The organism is Clostridium sp., from assembly GCF_051278035.1.
Classification (GTDB): Bacteria; Bacillota; Clostridia; order Clostridiales; family Clostridiaceae; genus Clostridium_AD.
This window is the reverse complement of the sequence record NZ_JBNMNU010000069.1, coordinates 1-21470: the sequence shown is the minus strand read 5'-3', so window position 1 is coordinate 21470 and position 21470 is coordinate 1. Positions and strand designations below refer to the sequence as shown.

General features: G+C 31.3%; 32 protein-coding genes and 1 pseudogene. 3 read left to right on the top strand and 30 right to left on the bottom strand.

What is annotated here, in order from left to right:
* The 4 genes and pseudogenes from ACJAX4_RS11750 to ACJAX4_RS11735 all read right to left on the bottom strand — a co-directional run.
* Positions 1–279 (bottom strand): annotated as a pseudogene (locus tag ACJAX4_RS11750) (hypothetical protein); the annotation flags it as partial.
* Between the two features lie 820 nt (positions 280–1099).
* The gene (locus ACJAX4_RS11745; RefSeq protein ID WP_435789648.1) at positions 1100–1273 is read right to left on the bottom strand and encodes a hypothetical protein; all 174 of its coding nucleotides are present in this window, start codon (positions 1271–1273) and stop codon (positions 1100–1102) included.
* A gap of 575 nt (positions 1274–1848) precedes the next feature.
* A complete protein-coding gene (locus ACJAX4_RS11740) occupies positions 1849–2112 on the bottom strand; it encodes a hypothetical protein (protein ID WP_435789647.1) in 264 nt (87 codons plus the stop codon).
* A gap of 162 nt (positions 2113–2274) precedes the next feature.
* Entirely contained in the window at positions 2275–2736 is a 462-nt protein-coding gene (locus tag ACJAX4_RS11735; RefSeq protein ID WP_435789646.1) for a hypothetical protein, read from the bottom strand.
* A 318-nt stretch (positions 2737–3054) separates the two neighbouring features.
* On the opposite strand from ACJAX4_RS11735, the gene ACJAX4_RS11730 reads away from it, so the two are divergent.
* Positions 3055–3297 carry a hypothetical protein gene (locus ACJAX4_RS11730; RefSeq protein ID WP_435789645.1) on the top strand — a complete coding sequence of 81 codons (243 nt, stop codon included), beginning with the start codon at positions 3055–3057 and terminating at the stop codon, positions 3295–3297.
* Positions 3298–3309: 12 nt separating this feature from the next.
* Here ACJAX4_RS11730 and ACJAX4_RS11725 read toward each other — a convergent pair whose 3' ends face one another.
* From ACJAX4_RS11725 to ACJAX4_RS11705, 5 genes are all read right to left on the bottom strand, one after another.
* Positions 3310–3582 (bottom strand): hypothetical protein, encoded by a 273-nt coding sequence (locus ACJAX4_RS11725; protein ID WP_435789644.1) that lies wholly within the window; start codon positions 3580–3582, stop codon positions 3310–3312.
* A gap of 81 nt (positions 3583–3663) precedes the next feature.
* Positions 3664–4389 (bottom strand): hypothetical protein, encoded by a 726-nt coding sequence (locus tag ACJAX4_RS11720; RefSeq protein WP_435789643.1) that lies wholly within the window; start codon positions 4387–4389, stop codon positions 3664–3666.
* Positions 4390–4518: 129 nt separating this feature from the next.
* On the bottom strand, positions 4519–4836 hold the full coding sequence (locus ACJAX4_RS11715; protein ID WP_435789642.1) for a hypothetical protein: 318 nt from the start codon (positions 4834–4836) through the stop codon (positions 4519–4521).
* Between the two features lie 24 nt (positions 4837–4860).
* The gene (locus tag ACJAX4_RS11710) at positions 4861–5757 is read right to left on the bottom strand and encodes an N-acetylmuramoyl-L-alanine amidase (RefSeq protein WP_435789641.1); all 897 of its coding nucleotides are present in this window, start codon (positions 5755–5757) and stop codon (positions 4861–4863) included.
* Positions 5758–5759: 2 nt separating this feature from the next.
* Positions 5760–6179, bottom strand: coding sequence for a phage holin family protein (locus tag ACJAX4_RS11705; RefSeq protein WP_435789649.1), 420 nt, complete (start codon positions 6177–6179; stop codon positions 5760–5762).
* 172 nt (positions 6180–6351) lie between these two features.
* Between ACJAX4_RS11705 and ACJAX4_RS11700 the strand changes: the two genes are divergently transcribed.
* A complete protein-coding gene (locus tag ACJAX4_RS11700) occupies positions 6352–6591 on the top strand; it encodes a DUF1883 domain-containing protein (RefSeq protein WP_435789640.1) in 240 nt (79 codons plus the stop codon).
* A 56-nt stretch (positions 6592–6647) separates the two neighbouring features.
* On the opposite strand, the gene ACJAX4_RS11695 is transcribed toward ACJAX4_RS11700, so the two are convergent.
* Both ACJAX4_RS11695 and ACJAX4_RS11690 read right to left on the bottom strand, forming a co-directional pair.
* Complete coding sequence (locus ACJAX4_RS11695; RefSeq protein ID WP_435789639.1) at positions 6648–6770, bottom strand: hypothetical protein; 123 nt, start codon at positions 6768–6770, stop codon at positions 6648–6650.
* Positions 6771–7018: 248 nt separating this feature from the next.
* Entirely contained in the window at positions 7019–7864 is an 846-nt protein-coding gene (locus ACJAX4_RS11690; RefSeq protein ID WP_435789638.1) for an aldo/keto reductase, read from the bottom strand.
* 165 nt (positions 7865–8029) lie between these two features.
* Here ACJAX4_RS11690 and ACJAX4_RS11685 point away from each other — a divergent pair, with 165 nt between their 5' ends.
* The gene (locus ACJAX4_RS11685; RefSeq protein ID WP_435789637.1) at positions 8030–8485 is read left to right on the top strand and encodes an Lrp/AsnC family transcriptional regulator; all 456 of its coding nucleotides are present in this window, start codon (positions 8030–8032) and stop codon (positions 8483–8485) included.
* Between the two features lie 253 nt (positions 8486–8738).
* Here the strand turns inward: ACJAX4_RS11685 and ACJAX4_RS11680 are convergent, their stop codons facing one another.
* The 19 genes from ACJAX4_RS11680 to ACJAX4_RS11590 form a co-directional block, all read right to left on the bottom strand.
* Entirely contained in the window at positions 8739–8870 is a 132-nt protein-coding gene (locus tag ACJAX4_RS11680; RefSeq protein WP_435789636.1) for a hypothetical protein, read from the bottom strand.
* A 1-nt stretch (position 8871) separates the two neighbouring features.
* Entirely contained in the window at positions 8872–9240 is a 369-nt protein-coding gene (locus ACJAX4_RS11675) for a hypothetical protein (protein ID WP_435789635.1), read from the bottom strand.
* 14 nt (positions 9241–9254) lie between these two features.
* Positions 9255–10370 (bottom strand): hypothetical protein, encoded by a 1116-nt coding sequence (locus ACJAX4_RS11670; RefSeq protein ID WP_435789634.1) that lies wholly within the window; start codon positions 10368–10370, stop codon positions 9255–9257.
* Positions 10370–10849: a hypothetical protein gene (locus tag ACJAX4_RS11665; protein ID WP_435789633.1), complete on the bottom strand. Its 480-nt coding sequence runs from the start codon at positions 10847–10849 to the stop codon at positions 10370–10372. The genes ACJAX4_RS11670 and ACJAX4_RS11665 overlap by 1 nt, the downstream gene beginning before the upstream one ends.
* 17 nt (positions 10850–10866) lie before the next feature.
* Positions 10867–11409: a putative phage tail protein gene (locus ACJAX4_RS11660; RefSeq protein ID WP_435789632.1), complete on the bottom strand. Its 543-nt coding sequence runs from the start codon at positions 11407–11409 to the stop codon at positions 10867–10869.
* Positions 11402–12445 (bottom strand): baseplate J/gp47 family protein, encoded by a 1044-nt coding sequence (locus tag ACJAX4_RS11655; protein ID WP_435789631.1) that lies wholly within the window; start codon positions 12443–12445, stop codon positions 11402–11404. The genes ACJAX4_RS11660 and ACJAX4_RS11655 overlap by 8 nt, the downstream gene beginning before the upstream one ends.
* Positions 12445–12909 (bottom strand): DUF2634 domain-containing protein, encoded by a 465-nt coding sequence (locus ACJAX4_RS11650; protein ID WP_435789630.1) that lies wholly within the window; start codon positions 12907–12909, stop codon positions 12445–12447. The genes ACJAX4_RS11655 and ACJAX4_RS11650 overlap by 1 nt, the downstream gene beginning before the upstream one ends.
* Positions 12910–13305 (bottom strand): DUF2577 family protein, encoded by a 396-nt coding sequence (locus ACJAX4_RS11645; protein WP_435789629.1) that lies wholly within the window; start codon positions 13303–13305, stop codon positions 12910–12912. It lies immediately after the preceding gene.
* Between the two features lie 7 nt (positions 13306–13312).
* On the bottom strand, positions 13313–14236 hold the full coding sequence (locus tag ACJAX4_RS11640; protein ID WP_435789628.1) for an XkdQ/YqbQ family protein: 924 nt from the start codon (positions 14234–14236) through the stop codon (positions 13313–13315).
* Entirely contained in the window at positions 14233–14670 is a 438-nt protein-coding gene (locus ACJAX4_RS11635; protein ID WP_435789627.1) for a hypothetical protein, read from the bottom strand. Before ACJAX4_RS11635 ends, ACJAX4_RS11640 begins: the two co-directional genes overlap by 4 nt.
* Before the next feature lie 38 nt (positions 14671–14708).
* Positions 14709–17012, bottom strand: a complete 2304-nt coding sequence (locus tag ACJAX4_RS11630) for a phage tail tape measure protein (RefSeq protein ID WP_435789626.1) — start codon at positions 17010–17012, stop codon at positions 14709–14711.
* A 179-nt stretch (positions 17013–17191) separates the two neighbouring features.
* The gene (locus ACJAX4_RS11625) at positions 17192–17620 is read right to left on the bottom strand and encodes a hypothetical protein (protein ID WP_435789625.1); all 429 of its coding nucleotides are present in this window, start codon (positions 17618–17620) and stop codon (positions 17192–17194) included.
* A 48-nt stretch (positions 17621–17668) separates the two neighbouring features.
* Positions 17669–18091, bottom strand: coding sequence for a phage tail tube protein (locus ACJAX4_RS11620; RefSeq protein ID WP_435789624.1), 423 nt, complete (start codon positions 18089–18091; stop codon positions 17669–17671).
* A 24-nt stretch (positions 18092–18115) separates the two neighbouring features.
* Positions 18116–19198: a phage tail sheath C-terminal domain-containing protein gene (locus tag ACJAX4_RS11615; protein ID WP_435789623.1), complete on the bottom strand. Its 1083-nt coding sequence runs from the start codon at positions 19196–19198 to the stop codon at positions 18116–18118.
* Between the two features lie 15 nt (positions 19199–19213).
* Complete coding sequence (locus ACJAX4_RS11610) at positions 19214–19681, bottom strand: phage tail terminator family protein (RefSeq protein WP_435789622.1); 468 nt, start codon at positions 19679–19681, stop codon at positions 19214–19216.
* Between the two features lie 35 nt (positions 19682–19716).
* A complete protein-coding gene (locus ACJAX4_RS11605; RefSeq protein WP_435789621.1) occupies positions 19717–20127 on the bottom strand; it encodes a hypothetical protein in 411 nt (136 codons plus the stop codon).
* 41 nt (positions 20128–20168) lie between these two features.
* Positions 20169–20636 (bottom strand): HK97 gp10 family phage protein, encoded by a 468-nt coding sequence (locus ACJAX4_RS11600; protein WP_435789620.1) that lies wholly within the window; start codon positions 20634–20636, stop codon positions 20169–20171.
* Positions 20636–20974 carry a phage head completion protein gene (locus tag ACJAX4_RS11595; protein ID WP_435789619.1) on the bottom strand — a complete coding sequence of 113 codons (339 nt, stop codon included), beginning with the start codon at positions 20972–20974 and terminating at the stop codon, positions 20636–20638. Before ACJAX4_RS11595 ends, ACJAX4_RS11600 begins: the two co-directional genes overlap by 1 nt.
* Positions 20975–20987: 13 nt before the next feature.
* Complete coding sequence (locus ACJAX4_RS11590; RefSeq protein ID WP_435789618.1) at positions 20988–21269, bottom strand: head-tail connector protein; 282 nt, start codon at positions 21267–21269, stop codon at positions 20988–20990.
* Between the last annotated feature and the right edge of the window lie 201 nt (positions 21270–21470).

Here is a 21470-nt window from a genome sequence, read left to right as displayed (position 1 = left end):
TTTTCCTCTAGTCGATAATTTAAATCTCTTCAAATGCCCACTACAAAATTCACTAGCTGTTATATGATTATCATTTTTAACCTCTGTATACAGCCTTGATAGTGTTGTTTCAAGTTTCCATTTTTCATTTCTTTGTCCTCTCCAAATATAATGATTAAACTCCAAAAAATATTTATCTATGAGATCCCTAAAATTTTTCCAATCTTTAAATTCTAGTTCCTTCACACCATGCTTTATTTCACTATTTTGCATCATTTCATCAAATTCAATATTTTTCATATGATAAATTTCTCCCTTCATTTTTAAGAGTTCAATTTATTGCAGCAATTGACTTCATTTATCTTATATACTTATACCATTGTTTTGAAATGAACTTTTTACATAAATCCTATGAAAACCTTCATTTCATCAAATACGTATTCTTGGGTATTGTTTCGTTAAGTTTACGCTTTTTCACGGAATAAATCCTCTTAGGCATGATTACATCCCTCAAAGATACTGTGTATTAATTATTTTTATGATTAGCAAATGTATAATACATCATATTTTACGATTTCGACTTTATAGTACCATAATATAGCATAAATATAAAGATTAGAGATATATTAATCTTTATATCCGCATGTTTTCCTAAGTCGTCACAAGTAAAAATGCCACAAATTTTTATTATTTGTGACGTCTTATATGAAAATTACGACTTATTTATTATGGCTAAGGGTTCTTTTCTTTATATATGTTCCAACAATACTTCCAATTACAACACTTATCCATTGAGAAGCACTAACAAATACACCCAGAAGTCCAACCACCTAGTCATCAGGGTCAGTATGAGTAGCAAGTAAAATCTGTCCGCATACGCTTCCATATTTTACAATGGGGTCGTACCTGCAACTAATAAATGTAAAAACCAAACTTCACAATAAACATTCCTACTCAATTATTCTCATTTAAATCTTAATCAAACAGGTCATTCTAGCCATGTCTCTGCTTTATTACCTTTTTTTAGGCGACTGTCCAAACCCCATAGAAGAAAATGGAAGCAGTTTCTTCTTGCTAATATTTTAGCCGCGTTTCTATCCTTTTGCAGTTCAATAATTTACTATTTATTGCTTCGTTTTTTGAATGTAGCAAGTATTATTAGTGCTATCATTGCAATATCTGTGATTGCTGTTACAGGCAAATTATTAGATATATTTTTATATGCTATGTATCTAATAATAAGCAATGTTATTATCGTAATAACTAATAATATAGAATGTAGTTTTTCTTTCATAATTATTTATCTCCTTAAATTATTAACTTAGTTCAATATTAATTATAAGTCTTATAATTAATGGAATTTTATGGTACAACATATGTATAAAAGGTATATTAGTGTTTTTATATATTTCTGAAGATGTCTAATAGTTAGTTCTTTCATTTTCCATTGTTTATATATTATCACCAATAAAAAAAACTACTTAATCCATCATAAATTACGATGTCGTCTTAACTAATAGTAATTATAGCATATTTTTACATGTATAATTATTTATTATTTGTAAAACGTGGTAAATATTTTGATTTTTCAATACCGTATTATTCAATTTTCAAAGACCATTGTTCGTGTTTTCAATTTCAATAGTTGCGTCGTCTAATTCTCATATTATTCACCAATCTACCTACAAACGCATTCTATATTTATATTCCTTTATTTTAATGTATGCAGTGAATAAAAATTTTAAAATAGTCTATAATTTAGTTATCCTTAATTTTTGTTTTGTTAACTAAAGAGCTTATAATAAAAATACTGCACTGGGATCCCCCTGAGTGCAGCATTTTTATTTTAGATAGTAATATGTTTAAACCTCAAATTTTAAATAATATCCACCTACAGCTGCTTAACTCATATTTAATTTCATAGAGCTTATCCAATCCATTAATTACACTCTGGCACTTATACACAAGCATATTGTTGCCTGCTAGCTTTTCTTTATCTACACAAATAACTTTATCTATTTTAACTACAAAATTGCTTTCGTCCTCGTTGGTGATCTTAAATCTTACAGGATGTATATTACCTCTGATATCGGTCCAGACCACTACTTCTATGGGCTTTGCTATAACTTTCAAGTTATCCCCTCCAAAACATATGTTCCCTTTATTATATAGCATTTTAATGAAATTGGAAGGGGTAAAATAAACCAACAGCTCGCCCATACGATTTTTAAAAAAACATACCATAACCTCATTAAAAGCATTAGCATGTTCTTGATTTTGCTAAACTTTTTATTATTATGATTTAATGCCAAACAAATTTGTTAACTTTGGTCCTAACCAAATTCCTAATATAAATATAATTCCTCCAACTACAAAACTGATAATGATGTTTATAATCACATCCCTGTTTTTACCTTTTCCTAAAGAAAGTTCTATTTGGTTAATTATTGGCATAGCTTTTTCTTCCTCTATTTCAGCAAGCCTTGAATATTTCTCGTATTCAGCCCTTAGCAAGGAAACTTTATTAGTCCTTTCTTGTAAATCTAATTCCAATTCATGTATCAATTCAGATGTACTTTTAAGTGATTCATATGCTTCATTAATTTTGCCATCCAAAGAACCTCTTGAAAGTCTTGCCTCCTCTAACAAATCATATATTTCCATAGCAGGAATTAGAGGTACCCTTCTAAATAACAGATTAAAAATTCTCCTTTTTGTCTGAGGCGTTAATCTTTTCACTTTTATCTCACTATTCACAAAAAACTCTCCTTTATTTAGTATAAATAACTATTAGTAACGCTAAGGTAAACTCTATAGTGCACTAACAACATATTATTCTATATTTATCCTTAATTTCCTGCTTAATAAAATAAGAAAACCCCGAGGCATCCCTTAAATATTTCAACCATTTTTCATGTTTATAAATGCTTATCCACTATATACAAATAACATAAAATTGACTTTTGTTGTATATAAGAATATACCTATGGTAATAATTAACATGAAATATTATTTTAACTTATTGTAATATATATCATATTGTTGTATTATAATATTAAAAGGGAGGTGTAAAATATGAGAAAATCAATATATTCAACATTACATTTTATAAGTATATCTTCATCTTACTTACTTGTGTTTTCACTCATATTTATTGCTCAGTATTTTACCATTGGTTTAATTCCTCCTTTGAAACATACAATAGTATTTGAAAAATTTTATTTAAAAGATTTTTTATTTATTTTAACTTCTACCATTATTTTATTAGTATATGTTAAAACTGATTCTCCATATAGCAAATATATAAGCAAGCACTAAGTGCTTGCTTATTTAATTCTCTTCTTCAGTCTCTATACCATCATTGTCACTAGTTGTTTCATTATCTTCCGTAGCAACTTCATCATTATTCAACTCTGGTGCCCTTAAATTAAGATTAGTAGAAGCAGTACTAATTGCATCTGCCAATTGCTTATTCTCTCTCTTTATTTTGTTTATAGTTTCAATCCATTCTAATAACATTTTAGATAATCCAGGTGTTTTATATTTATAACCTAATAAAGAGAATTCACCACCTATTATAGAGATTGTAGCAAATGTAATCATAAATATTTTTGCTACATCTCCAATTAATTGTATATCTCCATGAGATTGCACATTAATCTTAGACTGTATATCTCGCTTTGATCATCCACACCCAAATTCTTCTAAAATTTCAATACTTTTATATACGAATCCACTTATATCTATACCTGCAATTTCACTTCTTTTTTTAACTCTATATGTTACATACGCTTTATTTCCTTTTATATGTAAGGGACTTAACACTCTGTCAATAAACATTTCATATGGATTAGCATCTACAACTGGTCCATGTGAATAAATTATTTTATGGAAATATGCGTCGAATTCTTTTTCCTTTACATCTTTAATCCACTTAACTTTTCTTCTTTTTTTAAGCATACTTTTTTTTGAATCTTCATCTATGCTTTCGATAATTTTTTCAAAATCTTCTTCCTCTTCTTCATAAATATATATGTTTTCTTCGGTAAATTCACCAATGGATATCCAATGGGAATCCTTGCTAGGAATTAAAACAATGTCACCTTTTCTGATTTTATGCGCAAATCTTAAAATTTGATTTACTGGATGACCTGGTCTTTCAGTATCAGGGTAGTATTTTATAATTTGTAATTTCAGCTCATCTTCTTTTTTCTCATTTATTAGTTCTAAGTCACTAACTTCATCCCACTCAATTCCTACAAATCCTTCATTTCTGAAATCTTCATAATAATCTCCCCCTTGTGTTCTTATAAACCAATATCTTCTATCTGGATCTATTATTTCTATCCCTATTTTCTCGAGTGATTTCTTATCTTCCTGGTTCAAATTATTCCAATCTATATTTACCATATTATTTCCTCCACCATTATATTATTTAAATGTCTGTATTTATCTTATAACATTTTACTAAAATAGACAAGTTACTCCAAAAAACAAAAAAGACCTGAAACTAGATTCTCCAGCCTCAGGTCTTTTCAATTATTCTATACTATTATTCATTTCTCCATCATCTGCCAAGTCTTTAGCCTTTATATATAAGTAGTGTATTATTTTTCTCATCCGTTGTTCATTTATAAATATTGTAATTTTTCTAGGTAAATATTGATAGGCTTTTTTTACCACCCAATCCTCTTGTTTTTTACCACTTTTTAAAATCAAATCCTTTGCTTTGGATTTTGCTTGCAGCATAAGAGCAAATGAGATTGTTTTAAATTTCTGCCACTCAAGTGCAGCATAAAGTATCACTGCCAATACTACCATAATTATAAATCTAAATTCAAACAATTTATCTAACATCAATAATTCCTCCTTAAACTTTTATTATCTCAATAGAGCCGCCCAAGTATTTTTTCCCACAACTCCATCACTTGAAAGTCGAAGAGCTACTTGATAGTTTTTAACTGCTCCTTTAGTTAATGGGCCAAAATCTCCATCTTGAAGTTTAAGTTTAAAAGCTAAACGTTTTTGTAGCCATTTAGTGATATTGCCTTGTGCTCCAAATCTTAAGAGTGGGCATACTGCTAAAGTTTTAGGACCAAAAAATCCATCCACGAGTAGATGAGCACCTTGTTTATTTAACTCAGCTTGTAATTGTGCTATAGAGTTATTAACTCGAGTTTTTGGTACTGCGATAAGAGTAACTGTCTCTATTGTAGTAACTGGTGCTCCAATATTAATTGCATGTCCTACAATTCCCTCCGCTATTGCTTTCCCTACTCTGTCTGCTCCTACCAATTTATATATCCTTACATCCTCTGTAGCTTCAACAAAACATGTTTCAACTAATACTGCTGCCATATGTGATTGCCTTATATCGTGTAACCTATGTTGTGTCATTCCGTTTTTCAGACCTCTATTTTTAAAGCCAAGTGCCTCTAAATTATTCAATATCCTTGTACCAACCTCTATGGATTTTGCATTACCTGGATTAATCCATATCTCTGATCCTATTGCTCCTACATATTTATCATAAGCTTTATTAAAATGTTCTGGGACATATAAGTCTGCTTTAGCATTATTGGCAGTGTCTGTTCCAAATTTCAAATCCACAGATTGTGTACAATTGCCAGGAGTTGCATCCACAGTTTCATCTTCGGCTAATTTCAAATATTTAATTGTAGCATCTTTTACTAGTCTATCCTCTGTAACTTCATCCAGTAGAGCATGAGCTCCAGTAGATTGATAATTATGGCCACCTCTTATTGCATCTTTACTCATTATTATTTATCCTCCTTTACACCTTTTTTATTGCCCGCCTGTAACTGGACCAACGCATCTCTTAATCTATCTGGGATGGGTAACCCCAACTGAGCACAATTTTCCAATAAGCTTATACCCTCATTCGCAATGTAAAAGTAACATATTAGGGTTCTAAATAACCATGTACCTGCGTTTAATAATCTATCTAACAAAACTGCAACAATAATAACTATAAGTATTAAACTCTTTCTTGCGATACCTTTCAGACCTATGTCGGATGAGATCTCTTTATTTACATATGCTTTTATTAATCCTGTTATGTAATCTAAAACCATAAATGCAATTAATACTATTATCGCAGTATCCCACACACCGAATAACCATGTTAGACATGTCCCCATTACCGCTATTACTGTTTTAATTGAATTTCCTTTGTCCATATTTATACCTTCTTTCTCTTTATATTTTCGCATGAAAAAGACACCCTTTCGAGTGCCCTAATGTGATTATTTAATTAGTTTTACATAGTGCTCCTCCTCTGTTTTTATGTATATATTTAAAGGTTTTTACATATTTTTGTAGAATACTATCAATGGAAGGAGGTGATTACTTATGGCTCAAATCCCATATGCTGATAGTAATGGTAGTTTATCTGTTAAAGTAGAGTTGCAACATACCGCAGATGTGTTTCTCGTAGATAGTAATAATTATCGAAAATATACATCAGGTCAAAGGTACACATATTTTGGTGGGAATTATACACAAACCCCAGTGAACATTACAGTGCAAGGAAGTGGTAGATGGTATCTTATTGTCCAAGGTGGAGGTCAATATAAATACAGTTTCTACTAATTCAAAAAAGACTACTATTTTAGGTAGTCTTTTTTAGTTTGCATTTTTACTATACTTTAAACTTTCTTTATTTGATCAGCATCATTATTCATTTGAATTGCTTCTCCAGTTCCCCAATTTGCTGTAACTTCAACTTCAACTACTCCCGTTTCAATTATATTCGGTTTTTCTTTCATCATCTTCACCTCATTTTTTATTTAATGTTAGTATTTTTAGATATAAAAAAGAGGCTAGTTTTCTAACCTCTTATGACGCCATATTTTCCTAAGCCGTCACAAGTAAAAACGCCACAAACTTTTATTGTTTGTGACGTCTAATATGAAAACTACGACCTAACTACATTACATCTTCGCAAAAATCAAAGACTCTTTCAATTAATACTACAGTCTTTAATTTTTATACTTCATTTTCATTTTCATTGTCTATATTATCCTTTGACTATCTCAGGATATGCATAAACTTCATCCGGATTCATTCCTATCCTCAGTTCCTTATTTAATTGCTCAATTTTATTCATATCTTCTTTACTTATTTCAAAATCAAATATGTCTACATTTTCTTTTATCCTTGTTAAAGTGGTTGATTTAGGAATAGTAACAACTCCCATCTGCAAGTCCCATCTTAGTACAATTTGAGAGATTGTTTTTTTATATTTTTTTGAAAGACATTGAAAAAGTGGAATCTGAAAAACCTTCCCCCTCATTAATGGTGACCAAGCTTCTAGCTGAATATTGTGTATTTTGCAGAATTCCATTAATTCCTTTTGAACAAGCTGAGGATGAAATTCCACTTGATTTACCGCCGGTATAATTTCAGCATCTTCTAGCAAATCTTTTAGATGCTTACTTGTAAAATTGCTCACCCCTATAGCTCTTATATGACCTTCTTTATAGAGCTTTTCTAGAGCCTTCCAAGTTTCTTTATTTAACGATTGTGGCCAATGAATTAAATATAAATCAAGATAATCTGTTCCGAGTTTTTTAATAGAAGTTTTAAAAGCTTGGAGAGTTTTCTCATAGCCCTGATCTGAATTCCAAATCTTACTTACTAAAAATATTTCTTCCCTTAGCACTCCACTTTCTTTTATTGCAATGCCAACTCCTACTTCATTACCATAAAAAGAGGCTGTATCTATATGACGATACCCAATTCTTAGTGCCTCTTTTACTGCTTCAATAACCGTATCTCCATTTTCAGCCTTATAAGTACCAAATCCAAGCCAAGGCATTTTTACTCCATTGTTTAAAATTACATAACTTTTGACATCTTTCATTTTAAGCATCCTTTCATATATATATTAAATAAAAAATAGTTCTGAGTTGATAACTGACACTTATTATATTATAATAGATAAAATGTGAATTTACATTACCACTTGATACTGTTTTTAAAGCAAATACATTTCAAATATAATGAAAAGAGAGGTAAATCCTATCATATGAAAATAGACAATACAGACATTAAAATCCTAATGGAACTTCAATCAGACAGTCGTTTATCTATTAGAGAATTATCTAAAAGAGTAAACCTATCTCCTCCTTCTGTGACAGAAAGAATAAGAAAATTGGAAGATAGGGGAATAATCGAAGGTTATACTATAAAAATAAATGAGGGAGCTTTGGGTTTATCTATACAATGTATCATCCAAATCGATCTTAAAAATAGTGAATTTGAAAAGTTTAAAAAATTTATTTATAATCATCCGCGTGTAGTTTTCTGCTATAGAATAGCTGGTCATTCTTGTATCCTCTTAAAACTAAGTGTTGAATCTATCTCAGAAATCGAAGAGTTTGTTGACTCCGTTTCATCTTTAGATTCTACTACATCTACTTATATTATATTTTCAGAGATTCCTATAAACGAAACTGTGGGAAAGTTTTTCTCGATTTTCTAAATTTATTAAATTCCTTGGTTTCATGAAAATTAATATAACTATGTTAGTGTATAATACACTATAATCAATGTCTTTCTTTTTTTGTCATCCAAGCATACGATTCATCATACCTAATTAAATACCTTTAAAAGTACTATTGTTACGCCGTCTTATCTTACGATTCCGACTTAATAGTACCATAATATAGCATAAATATAAAGATTAGAGATTTTCTAATCTTTATATCAGAATATTTTCCTATTGTAATGCATTCCTATGGTTGTAATATTATTTCATTGTATTCTTCTTCTGTAATTTTTTTTTCATTCTTTAACCTCTCAAGTTTTTCTATTTTAATTTTATCTAATTTAAATTGTCTTTTTAAAGCTTCTATAAATGGAGACATATTAAATCACCCCCCTTATAATCATATCATCCATCAATTCGTTTTGCCCTTTAGCTACTTCTATATTAATTAAATTATCAATCCTGTTAGTATCCATTTGATGGATGTTTAATTCTTCTTCTTGTAATACCTTACATAATTCTCCAACGATTCTCAATTTACCATTTACTTCATCAAGTAAATTAATACCCTGTAAATCATCTCTAATGAATATTATAGCTGGAGTGGCTCTAATATTAAATCTAGTTTTAGCTACTTCAAAGCCAACAACTTCAATTTCTTCTACATAAATTTTCATCTCTTCTTTGGCTCTTTCAATTAAACTAATTTCTTTTAATGAGTTTGGATTATATATATAAACAGCTTTCATAAAATTAACCTCCCTTATAATTGTTGATTGTGTATAGTTCCTAATGAACCTGAAGTTCCTGCAAGACCGTTAGTACTATTAGAACTTCCAACTCTTACTCCACCTGAACCACCTAGACCTCCATTAACTGAAACTGTACCATTGTTTTGATAAGAACCTTTATGAAGAAACATGATTACACCGCCACCCGCTCCACCGCCTCCGCCACCTCCGCCAGAATAGTTATCATGTCCGTTGCCTCCATTACCTCCATTACCCCCATTTGCAGATATTTCTCCATTTATTATGATATTTCCTCTAGCTATTATTGCTAAAAACCCACCAGTAAAATCTCCTATTTGTGATGATAATACTGTTGAATAGTTTCCACCTGTTCCTCCGCTTCCTGCGCCATTACTATCACTAGTGTGAGAGCTCATAGAAGAATGTCCAGCTCGTCCACCACCACCACCAGCACCATTGCTACCATTAGCGGAAGCAGTACCATAATAATTTGAATGGAATATAGAGCAAGTTGCAACTATAGACCTTCCACCACCTAACTCAGGATAGAGAATGCCACCACCTGCTCCGCCTCTGCCTCCTCCACCTTCAGGATAAGGATAAAATCCACCGCCTCCACCGCCTCCTCCAAAACCTCCTAGATTAGTTCTACATGCACCACCAATTGAACCTGCTCCTGCATAACCAGTAGGATAAGAAGTGGTATATCTACCAATACCACCATCGCCACCATTACCACCATTACCACCTTTTATATTTTGAAGTATAGTAGTTATTTGATTATACTTTTTAAAAATATCTAACCCGTTTATGTCTTTTGCAACTATGGGTAAGGGCGTTATACTGCCATTATTACAATAACCACCTTTAGCAGTCATATCTATTTTACCGTCAATAATTACATCCCCTTGTGAATATAAAATCAGTCCTTGACATGGATTTGATACTGTAACTATATGACCAATATTAATTAATATACTTTGATATTTTTTAACTATAGCTCCACCATTTAATGATGATTCAAAAGTAGTATTTTCTATTGTATTCAATATTCCATCAGAACCATCATCATAGGAATTCTCAATCCCATTTGTACCTATACCATGTTGGAATAACATATCATTCATTATTGCAACACCTCGCTCGTAATTTTATCATCCATATAAGTTATATTATAAACTCTAGTGGCTTTTACAGTAATTCCATCGGCTAAGTATTCCGTTTCAGTTCTTGTAGTGTATAAGGAACTTATACCACCACTTAAAATAGATTTTAATATCAAAGTTGAATCTTGCCTTTTATATTGTATTTCTGTAAATATTCCATTGGCATCAACATTTAATTTATAAGTACTATACGTCGAATTATTTGCCAAGTGTGACGTAAAATCACCAGTGGAAACTGCTCCAACATCAGCTGCATTTAAAACTACATCACCTATTTTATTATTTACTTTTGTAACTGGTACTGTTACATTTGATGCTTTATTATCAACTATTTTAATCTGTGCATCTAAAATATCCATGTTTCCATTTTGATCTTCTACATTATAGTTTTCATTTCCTAATGGCTTTTTTAAATTATAATTTGTTGTAGAATTTGCCATATAATAACCTCACTTCCTTAAAATATCTGTGTTCTTAATTGATCGTGTGTATAACCATTTAACATATCATTAGTCATTGTACTTAAATCATTGTTTGTATTATAAGTGAATGAATATAAAGCTTTTAAATGAGCTGGTTTAATATCTTCTATGGCCTTTTGTAAATCACTCATATTAGGTGGAATACCTAAAGTACTTACAAATTTAATAGTAAATTGATAATTTATATCATCTTCAATCACATCAACGGATCCATTGCTAAAACTTTCAGCTACATTTTTAATTAATGATACTGTAACTGTTCCCTGACCTCTCATTTTGGCTTTAATTCTTGTACGTCTAAATTCTATATCAAGATTATTATTTACTTCTACTGCAAATTCTTTTTCCCACCTTTCAAGCGTAAAATCTGCTGTAGAAACAAAGAATTGATTTAAAACTATATCTAAATTAGTATTAAAAGTTGTTAATTCTTTTGCATTTGCATTATTTAAGTTTTCTATAACTTTGCTAGTAGCATAATATTTTGGCATATACCCTAACAAGATATTTTTATCCAAGTGTAACACCACCTAAGACCGCTATTTCTTCGGTGCCTGTTGTTATATTAGCTGTTCCACTATTGACCGTTAAACCGCTATAATCTAACACTCCAGCAACATCAAATATTAGATTTCCTATTTTTGCATAAGATACATAAGTTTCTGTAAAAGCTAAAGTTTTAAAATAATCTATTAAAATAGTTTCTATTGAAGTTTGAATATCTGCTAATACATAATTATCTGTATCTATAGTTAATGTTACTATGATATTAATAGGCTTTTCTGTGGCACTAATAACCGTTACTATAGCCCCTATCGGTCTAACTGTTTCTATATATGTTTCAATATCTGTTATTAATTGAGCATCTGCAGCTCTTTTATTACCATTAATTATAGTTGCTTTAACTGTTCCGTTTCCATTCCATAAAGGGGTTATTTTAGCACCACCAACACCAGTGACACTTAAACACCACGCAATATAAGCTGCTACATTTCCACTTGTTCCAGGATTTTGTACCTTTACATAATATCTTTGTCGCAATTCGTTATCCGTTTCTGCTATATATCCATTTGTAATTGCAATAGCATTTGTAACACTAACTAAACCAGCTAAAGTTACTGGAAAATATTTAATAGCACCTACTGGTACATTTCCTATAGTTCCTGCAATATCGCAAATTACATTAACTGTTTCTATTCCTGTTTCTCCTATAGTTTTATCCTCTGTAAAGGTAAAATCAACTAGGTCCGTTGCTACTTTATCACCTATTGTAATTAATGCTCCTGTGGTGCCAGTAATGGTTACTGTAGTAGTTGCATTTGTTGCTATTTTTCTATATAACCCATAAGCTCCTACTTTTCTTTCTAAATATGTTCCTGTTGCTGTATCTGCAAAACCTCTATTAGTTATTAAATCTTGTGCTATATAAGATTTTTCTAGTTCTACTGCAACTGGCTTTTCAACATCATATACAAAACTACCTTCTGTTTTATCATAAGTATCATCAATTTCAGCTAATAGCCTTGCTTGTATAACTTCTTTTGTATCAGACATTAGAATATCACCTCACTTTCTACTGGACCATAAATACTATTTACTGTAAACGCTACTATAAGAGTTCTTTTTTCTCTTGTAAATACAAAATCTTTTACACCTAATATTTCAGTATTTTTTAAGAGCTCTTCTGTAATTTCTCTTTGAATTTCTGACTTAATAAAAAAATATGGATAATTTGAATGGATTAGATCCATTAGAGTTATTCCATATTCATCAATTTCACCAGTAGCATATATTTTAAATTTGAATTTTTCAGTTTTTATTAATTTTATTATATATACTTTTAAAGCTTCAATTCCTGTCAATTCCTCAACTTTTCCATCTTCAACAACAAAATCACCAGCTACAAAATCAAAATTAAAGCTTTTCCCTCTAGTTGCATTTGAAGTTGTATCTGCAACAATCTCACTATAATTATTAATTACTTCATTTTCTAAAAATGGTAAAATATTATTAGCCATTTATATCACCTCGATTTTATCGACTATAAAAAAATATTGTCCTAAGGCATCGCTTATAACTAGCACATCATCACCTTTTTTCAATACATCTTTGTAGGTTATAACTGCGTTGTAGTCGCTTTTAAGAGGTACGTTTATACTGCTTATACTATCGCCCCTACTATCTGTTGCGGTTGCTCCTACTGTGTAACTGTCAATTTCTAGTGTTGCATTTTTAGTATAATTTTCTTTTAAACTACTACATATGCTACAATTTCCCTTTTGCAAAAATACTGTATTATTTAAAATTCCAACTTTGAAAGGATCTAAGGATAAAACTTCACCTTTTAAGTTTCCTGTTCTTTTTACATTTGTTCTATTTTTTAGTTCCATTGCCATTTCTACATCGTATCCCATATTTCACCTACCACTCTATTACAATATTGGATTTACATAGTCCATTTTCTAGTATATTTGAACAACTTTTAATACTATACCAACCATTCAAACCCATGCTATCAACTTTCAAACTTATTAATCTATTAGCCTTTATTTCTTCGCAATTGCTAATAACTGCAATGCTAAGACTAGTACTTTTAAACACTCTGTTGGCTTCTTTAAGTCTATTACTAGCTATATTTTTTGCTTTGCTAATATCTTTAGCTTCAACGGTCAAAACTTCCTGAAAACTTCCGTAAGTATTGATATTTTTTGGATCGCTTACATTTGCTAAAATTCTATTATTGTCTTCGTCACTGGACACAACTAATATTTTGTTTTTCATTTCTTCAATTGAAGAATTTACTTCTAAATCTTTAGACAAAATAAACAAAGGATATATCTTCAAGTCGATTAATTTGCGTATATAAAGTGTATCACCACGCATTTCCTTTATATATTTTAAACCTTTCTCCAGTTCTGCCTGTTCTAAAATATCCGCTATAATATCCGCTAAAGTAAAATCTTTATAAATCTTACTTATTAATGTAGATATTACAACACAATCTACTTTTACACCAAACTTAGCACATAATTGTTTTATAGCTGCATCGCCTGATATTTTATTAAATTGTATAATAGTTTCATTTTTCCCTATGACTCTTGCAAAATCTTGGCATATGTAACTGAATTGATTTTTAGTTTTATTTTTTTCAATAACTGAACCCATAAAGGTTGCTCTTGAGTCTATTAATAATTCTAAGATTGTGCCTTCTGTTAACTCCGTCAAACTGTTAAAGCTTAAATCTACCGCTAGTGTGTCTTTATCACTTCCCCATGCTATACTATTGCTTTTGGTTAGTATGTCTACCCATTTGCCACTTTGTCTAGCACGCATTGTATAAATCATTCTATCACCTTGTACTTTTTAAAACTTACTTGATACTCAACATCGTGTGTTTTATTCTCGTTCCAGGTTAAATTTTCCACCGTAACGGTCCAGTTTAATATTTCTGGGCTGCTGCTTGTTTTGCTTCGTTGCATTATACATCTTAAAGGCGTTTTATATTTCATTGCACTTCGCCACATATTTATTAAAAGATAAGGATCCATTTTACTTTTAGCAAAACTATATTTACCAGCATATTCTGGTAAAAAACTACTTATATTAAATGTAGTAAGGCCTACATTCCCTAACAGATTATAAGTACCATTATTGAAACTTCTAAATTCTTCGTTTTCAGCCGATTCGTTTAACTGTGGCATAACCGCTGGTAAAATTGGTAATTGATGAATTGCTTTTCGCTCTAAATCTGTAAAAAATATATCTGCTATTGTAGCCACCACCTTTTAAATAAAATAGAGTGGCTATATAACCACTCTTACATGTTTCCTAATGCTAATTTAATTTTAGAACCGATATGATTACCTACATAATCTGCATACTCTTCATTACCCATAACATTACCCTGTATGGTTACATACACTTTAACGTCGCCATTTCCAGCTTTGTCTATTAATTGCTTTGATTTATCGGCCGGAATAATCGTTTCGCCACTTGATAATTTCCTAATTTCTCCACCTTTTTCGTGGATTAAGGCTAACCCAGCGCTTGAATAGTTTGTGCCAGTTGCGTGTTTTGGTATATTAGGCACATATTGTTTTTCTCTTCCGTTTACATATTTTGTAGTTACTGTTGTATCTTTATCTTCTGCTTTCGTACCGTTCCATTTTGTTAGCCAATCCCATGCTTTACCTATCCATGTGCATATACCTTTCCAATGTTTTACTACTTCATAGATTGCTATCCCTAGTGCCACTAACCCTGCAATTATTAAAATTATTGGATTAGCTAATAATATTGCGTTATATGCTGCTTGCGCTACAATTGCAATATCTAAGGCGGTTGCTGAACTTATTAAACCTACCTTTTGCGCTACTAGTAACAAGGTTTGCCCGACGATTGCTGCCGAACTTAAAGCTAATTTGCCTATAAAACTTGTAATAGCTAAAACCATCGTTCCTGTCATTACTGCCGCATTTGCTATCATTGCCGCACTAGATTTTATTAACCCACCAATAAAGTTAACAGTAATTTTAGCCCCAGCTAACGTTGCTTTTGCCCCTATTGCTACTAGAGCAGGACCTAATATTACGCTTAATACAAGCGCTGTTGCTCCTATCACCGTTTTATTGTCTTCAAACACTTTTTTGATTTCGGTCCAATGTCTTTTTGCTAATATAACTGCAGCAATTACCGCAGTGAGCCCTAAAACGATTTTACCAAAAGTAGTCATTTTAAAAACTCCATCCGTTAATGCGACTGCAATCTTTAGTCCGTTCATTGCTGTGCTCAATGCAATTGTAACTTTTATAGCAGCATAAAAACTTAGAAAGGCTACTCCAAAATCTTCGATAACTGTTTTATGTTCTATAACAAAATCAATTATTTTCTTGAATCCATCATAAACTTTAACAATAGCCTTGCCAGTATCATCTACCCATTTTTGTATATTCCCCTCATTATCATTCAGCCATGTAATCATTTTATCCGCTATTTTGCCCATCATACCACTTTGCGTATCTACTATAGAGGTTGCAGTATTTTTGAACCTATTTTTTAGCTTCTCCATTTTTGCGCCCATAGTATTTTCCATAATTTCAAATGCTTTGTCGGTTGCTCCAGTGGAATCCTTCATTTTGTCTAATGCATTTTCTGTATCTTTCAAACCACCGCCAGTTAATACTAACGCACCACTTAACGCTCTTACATTCCCAAACAACCCAGCCATTTTTTCAGTACTTCCGCCAGTTTTCTTTTTAACATCTTCCATAAACCCAGCGAATCCTTTGGATTTTAAACCTGCTACGCTAAAGTCTATACCCAACTTTTGGGCCATTTTGGCGCTGTCTGAGGTTGGTTTAATTATAGAAGTCATAATGCCTTTTAAACTCACTGTTGCTTCATCTGTTTTTAATCCATTTTTAGTAAGACCTACCATACCACTTAGTAACTCATCTATGCTTAACCCGGCACTGTTAGCTATAGGTGTTAAACTTCCCATACTCTCGCCTAACTCTGCTACTGTGGTTACCCCTAGATTTTGTGTCATTAGCAATTTATCAGAAATAATATTCATTGCCTCTTGGCCTTTTAAACCATATACATTCATTGTGCTTGTTAGAATTTTTAAAGCACTATTAGAATCCGTAAAACCTGCTTTTGCTAATTTTGACGAACTAACTGATGCGGCTAGGGAATCTTTAGTAGAAACACCGCTGGAAATAGCATTATATTGTGTATCAGCTAACTCTGTAGTATTTACTCCTGTAGTATTAGATGCTTGTAAGAGACCCGCTTTAATTGCAGTCTTTTCTAAGTTAGCACCAGCGATACTTTTTACTTTTGCGGCTGCTTCATCTAATTCTTTTAATCCTTCTATGCCAACTTTTAATACAATTCCAGCACCAATTAATGCCCCCAGCGCTGCAAATTTTACAGTAGTTTTAACTATCTTGTCAGCCATGCCCATCATATTTTTACCAAACTTATTGGCCATATTTACGCTATGTCTACTAGCTCTTTGCATTTCTGTACTCATACCAGCTACACGACCGCTTACCGTTACTAATTTGGGAGACATCTTATCTTGCATACTCAATATCGTGCTAATTGTTCTACTCATTTATTCACCTCATTTCTTTTCGTATTCCTTGTTTTTCAATTCGATTTGGAATATTAAAGATTGAATATAAAATATTTTATTTTCTTCACTTAAATTTAGTAAATATTCAAGCTTAAAACCTTTTTCGAGATAATAAGAAATCCAGTATAATTCGCCACCTTCGTTCTTATCACCCCGTATTAGTTTTTTATATTTTCGATTACCTCATCGTTATTATTAAATTCATCGGAAATTTGATTAGCAATTTCCATTAATTTGTCTGTACTAAATACTTTTAATACAATATCATAAGGATCAACTACACCAAGCGACTTTTGAAATTCTGCATCATGCAAAAATGCACATGAATTATAAACTAAAGTAACCGCTGCATCCGTCATTAAAACAAAATCCATCTCAGCAACCCTTGATTTTCCGTTATCACCAATTTCAGATTTTATCGCTTTTGTGTTTTTAGACATATAAACCAATAAATCATTTTGGCTAGGCCTAGTAAACGTAACCGTTCCGCCCATACCCTCTATTTCAACTTCAATCGTCATTTTTCTATTGTTATATTTATCGGTGGCTTTCTTTGCAAAATCTGCTAATGTTAATTTTTTTCCCATAATTACACCCTTTCTTTTAATTAATAAAGGAGCCATAAGGCCCCTCGTTTATATAGTTTCTATTACTTCATAATTCGTTACTGTGAAAGGTATTTCTTCTTTAGCATCAGCTTTGGCTTCAAAGTTTATTAAATCAAATTCACTAAAAAATCCATATACTGCAGCCCTTTCAGATTTTCCACTAGATTTATTTTCTAGCTTAGTAATAATTTTTATAATCGGTATTATGCCGCTTTTGAAACCAGCGGAAACTTGCGTTATACCCATACTCTCTGTTTTATTGACGGAAACTGTGCCTGAACCTTTCCAGCCATTGTAGCTATAACTCGTTCCCATATCTCCGCATTGATTTATTTCACTGAAATCTCCAGTTATTTTAACTTCTATTTTAGATAAACTAAATATAGCGGAACCTTCTAGCCACGCTTGGCCACTATTACCATTTAATATCTTATTTGTTATATCGCTCATATTATCACCCCTTTTATATTTATTTTAAGCTAATGAAATAATAAAATTAAGATCTGTAATACTTTGTAACTCTTTTACATTAGCTTTTAAGAATAATTGTCTTTTAAACGCTTGGCTTTTTACTTTTGCATCTGTCCAATCTACCGCCAGTGGATTAACCGCAACCCATACCGCCCTTTGTGCATCAACATCAACTTCCGCTAAATTCTCATAATTAGAATCCAATATATTAGCATCCTCTAAAGTTTTAAAGTAGTTATTTATTGCACTTAAGAAAATAACTTGATTATCATAGATATTTTTATATTTTCCAATCCACTTCTTAAATTCTGTTCTAATATCGTCTAGCATCAAGTTATTAACTTCTATTGTTTCAATAAACTTAAAATCTTCTGTTAGGTCCTCTGTAACTTCTGTCAACGTATTAATTCCTAATGATATTTTAACTGCATCATCTTCGTTTATTAACACCATTTTACCTAGCTTTAACTCTGCATCAACATCTTCTGGAACTGTTACACTTGTTAGATTGCCCATAGTCAAATAAGTTGTTCCTTTGTCTACATTTGCACCTGCTAAATATCCAAGCAATGAAGGAATAAACACATCGCCACTAACTTCACCTCTTGCATCCATAAAGTTGACCATTGTATTTCCTAATTCAACTACATTTGTACTCGCAGGTGGTGTTGTAGGCGCAAACACTGCACTCATGAACGTTTTTTTATTTGCAGCCATTTGTTTAGTCCACGTTGCTAAAGTTGCATAATCTGTCGGTAGTCCATCCGCGAATCCTACCCATCCGGTAGTTAAAGCACCCTCAATTAATGTTAATGCACTCTCAAATCCTTCTGTGGTTGCAATTCTAAATACAGTAGTTTTGAATGGTCCACCTTGCATAGTATCTTTTATATATTGCAAATTTTCCGCAGTATATAGCGCTGCATCTGCTGTTAATTCTGTAATAGTTTTGTAATCCTTTTGTATAAACGTTTCATCTGTATCATCTTTAATTATTAGGGCCACATTACCCCTTGCACTTCTTTCAACAAAAGAATAAGCGCTTTGTATAAAGCTAATATCAATGTTTGGCTGTTCAATAGTCATATAATTACCTCACTTTTAATTTATTTTTGCGTTAACTTCTAATGTTTCCATATATTCGCTTAAGTCCAACATTTCGATTTCCTCTAAACTGTACAATTCAAAACTACATGTCAAATAACCATCTGTTTTATTTACATCAAATTTTACTTCACTAACTGGGAAATAAAAGGTTTCTAATACTTGCAACTCTTCAAGAAAAGCATTTTCCAATATATCATGAATTTTTAAAAGCTCTATCTTTGCATTGTCTCGGATTGTAGCAAAATAAAAAAGCTCAACATATAATTTGCGCTCTTTGATGTAGTAGTTAAATTTATTTGTTTTGTTATTTTGAAAGTCTAAGTATAGGGATGGTCTAGTTATACCCTCGACTATACTTGTACTACTAAACTTAGTTGTACTAAATTCTGTATCTGTTAAAGCTACTGTTATTTTACTTATTATCGCTTTGTAAATATCAATAAGTGTTACAATATTAATCACCTCTTTTAAGCATAAAAATAACACCCTTAAGAGTGTTATTCGCCTATTGTATTAATTTGTATTTTATATGTTGCTTTGCTTATGTCTACATCTGTATCATCTGTAAATGTTTTTGTTTCTCCAGATCCTATATCTATCAAACTAGCATCGCCTGTTGTCAAGATATTATTTTCACTATCATAAAATGTTATTGTAGCTGTATAGGTATGTTTTACTGTATCTTTGTTTATAGCTTCTCCAATTATTGACCATGTAATGTCAGTATCTTTTTTTATTGTTAACTTTGGAAATATAATTGTCGGTACTATTGATTTTACAGTTTCAGTTATTTGAGTTTTGGGCAATTTTTCTATTTTTTTGTCAGCACAACCTACAATATTTAAAGACAATACCAATAGACATATGAATAAACTTATTTTATATTTATTTCCAAACTTTATCATCATATTTTAACCCACCTTACTAATATTTTACAATTAGTATAGCATTACAACCCATTTTTTTTAAGCATATCATTTATAAAGTTTTGGGTATCTGTATAATGTCTATCATCAAAACTATCTTTTGATTTGTCCATAAAATGATAACCTTCAACCCATGTTTCGTCACCAGTTTTACTGCTTTTTACACCTTTTTTACCTCTGCCGCCTTTATGGATAAATCCCAAATCGAGTAAATGCGTTAATGGATGCCCTGAATACGCTCTACAGCTTAAATCACCATTATATTTATAGACTTTCCCAGCTTTAAACCTTTTCAACATTTCATATTCAGTTGCTCCACTTCCTGCCGCCGCTCCGCTACTTTTAAAAGTATTTTTATTAACTTTTGTAAGTTTAGTTGCACTTTTCTTTAAAAACTTTTTAGATTCTCTAGGTAATTTAGTTGATGCAATACTTAATAAATCTTTTTCAAATTCTTCAAGTTCATGCGTATTGAATCCCATATTAGCCATTATTCAATCACCAACTCGCAAAATATTTCTAAAAATTCATTATTCTTAAAGTCAGGATTCCAGTATTTAAATTCATATTTCAGCCCCTTAAATTTAAAAAACATATCTACTTTAGGAATCAATATAGACTTTACCCTACATGTTATTTTATAGTTATGTGTAATTATTTCTGTAACTCCACTATTATTCGATTGTGAAGCACTACTAGGTGATATGTTACAGTATACAATAGGCTTAATTATCCTTTTTTCTGTATCCCATTCGCCTAGTTCATTTTCAAAAGGTACTAGTCCCCACAATTCAACTTTACAATTGAGTTTAGATGTTATATTTTGCATTTACTCACCTACTTTAAAGTAAATTAACACAATACATGTTTAATATTGTATCTACAATTTTATTTACTTTGTCTTTTTCTACTGTGGCGCTCCTATTGTCGTACATATCACTTACAAGCGCTAAATAAGCTAGTGTTAGGTCTTCTTTACTGTCTAAGTCTACATCTTCTTTAATTCCGGTATAAGCCTTAATATAAGATTTTGCGCCAATTAACATTATAGGCAATAAAGGTTCTTCAAAGTCCAACCTTAAATATTCGCTTGCGGTTTCTGTTGTAACTTCACTTATTTTCATGTTTCACCTCATTTAAATATAAAATAGGGCGATAAAACCGCCCTAAATACTATATTTTGTTTACGATACTAGCGCAATACTGAGTATCTTTTGCGATACCATCAATGTAAATGTCTGAACCATAACCAATTAATCCTGCTCTTTTGTATGCAGAATCATCATAAATATATAATGCTAAACTTTTCTGTAGATTAGTGTGAT

Bases quoted from the DNA above. Each gene is read 5' to 3' on its own strand.
- ACJAX4_RS11670 (WP_435789634.1), bottom strand. From the start codon at position 10,370: ATGAATGATATGTTATTCCAACATGGTATAGGTACAAATGGGATTGAG.
- ACJAX4_RS11705 (WP_435789649.1), bottom strand. From the start codon at position 6,179: ATGGACAAAGGAAATTCAATTAAAACAGTAATAGCGGTAATGGGGACA.
- ACJAX4_RS11600 (WP_435789620.1), bottom strand. From the start codon at position 20,636: ATGGCTAATATGGGATTCAATACGCATGAACTTGAAGAATTTGAAAAA.
- ACJAX4_RS11695 (WP_435789639.1), bottom strand. From the start codon at position 6,770: ATGATGAAAGAAAAACCGAATATAATTGAAACGGGAGTAGTTGAAGTT.
- ACJAX4_RS11615 (WP_435789623.1), bottom strand. From the start codon at position 19,198: ATGACTATTGAACAGCCAAACATTGATATTAGCTTTATACAAAGCGCT.
- ACJAX4_RS11640 (WP_435789628.1), bottom strand. From the start codon at position 14,236: ATGATTTATACAATGCGTGCTAGACAAAGTGGCAAATGGGTAGACATA.
- ACJAX4_RS11725 (WP_435789644.1), bottom strand. From the start codon at position 3,582: ATGATTACATTTGCTACAATCTCTATAATAGGTGGTGAATTCTCTTTA.
- ACJAX4_RS11745 (WP_435789648.1), bottom strand. From the start codon at position 1,273: ATGAAAGAAAAACTACATTCTATATTATTAGTTATTACGATAATAACA.
- ACJAX4_RS11730 (WP_435789645.1), top strand. From the start codon at position 3,055: ATGAGAAAATCAATATATTCAACATTACATTTTATAAGTATATCTTCA.
- ACJAX4_RS11625 (WP_435789625.1), bottom strand. From the start codon at position 17,620: ATGGGAAAAAAATTAACATTAGCAGATTTTGCAAAGAAAGCCACCGAT.
- ACJAX4_RS11665 (WP_435789633.1), bottom strand. From the start codon at position 10,849: ATGGCAAATTCTACAACAAATTATAATTTAAAAAAGCCATTAGGAAAT.
- ACJAX4_RS11590 (WP_435789618.1), bottom strand. From the start codon at position 21,269: ATGAAAATAAGTGAAGTTACAACAGAAACCGCAAGCGAATATTTAAGG.
- ACJAX4_RS11645 (WP_435789629.1), bottom strand. From the start codon at position 13,305: ATGGGATACGATGTAGAAATGGCAATGGAACTAAAAAATAGAACAAAT.
- ACJAX4_RS11605 (WP_435789621.1), bottom strand. From the start codon at position 20,127: ATGATGATAAAGTTTGGAAATAAATATAAAATAAGTTTATTCATATGT.
- ACJAX4_RS11620 (WP_435789624.1), bottom strand. From the start codon at position 18,091: ATGAGCGATATAACAAATAAGATATTAAATGGTAATAGTGGCCAAGCG.
- ACJAX4_RS11715 (WP_435789642.1), bottom strand. From the start codon at position 4,836: ATGTTAGATAAATTGTTTGAATTTAGATTTATAATTATGGTAGTATTG.
- ACJAX4_RS11675 (WP_435789635.1), bottom strand. From the start codon at position 9,240: ATGAAAGCTGTTTATATATATAATCCAAACTCATTAAAAGAAATTAGT.
- ACJAX4_RS11595 (WP_435789619.1), bottom strand. From the start codon at position 20,974: ATGCAAAATATAACATCTAAACTCAATTGTAAAGTTGAATTGTGGGGA.
- ACJAX4_RS11700 (WP_435789640.1), top strand. From the start codon at position 6,352: ATGGCTCAAATCCCATATGCTGATAGTAATGGTAGTTTATCTGTTAAA.
- ACJAX4_RS11685 (WP_435789637.1), top strand. From the start codon at position 8,030: ATGAAAATAGACAATACAGACATTAAAATCCTAATGGAACTTCAATCA.
- ACJAX4_RS11720 (WP_435789643.1), bottom strand. From the start codon at position 4,389: ATGGTAAATATAGATTGGAATAATTTGAACCAGGAAGATAAGAAATCA.
- ACJAX4_RS11690 (WP_435789638.1), bottom strand. From the start codon at position 7,864: ATGAAAGATGTCAAAAGTTATGTAATTTTAAACAATGGAGTAAAAATG.
- ACJAX4_RS11630 (WP_435789626.1), bottom strand. From the start codon at position 17,012: ATGAGTAGAACAATTAGCACGATATTGAGTATGCAAGATAAGATGTCT.
- ACJAX4_RS11655 (WP_435789631.1), bottom strand. From the start codon at position 12,445: ATGTCTGATACAAAAGAAGTTATACAAGCAAGGCTATTAGCTGAAATT.
- ACJAX4_RS11650 (WP_435789630.1), bottom strand. From the start codon at position 12,909: ATGGCTAATAATATTTTACCATTTTTAGAAAATGAAGTAATTAATAAT.
- ACJAX4_RS11680 (WP_435789636.1), bottom strand. From the start codon at position 8,870: ATGTCTCCATTTATAGAAGCTTTAAAAAGACAATTTAAATTAGATAAA.
- ACJAX4_RS11710 (WP_435789641.1), bottom strand. From the start codon at position 5,757: ATGAGTAAAGATGCAATAAGAGGTGGCCATAATTATCAATCTACTGGA.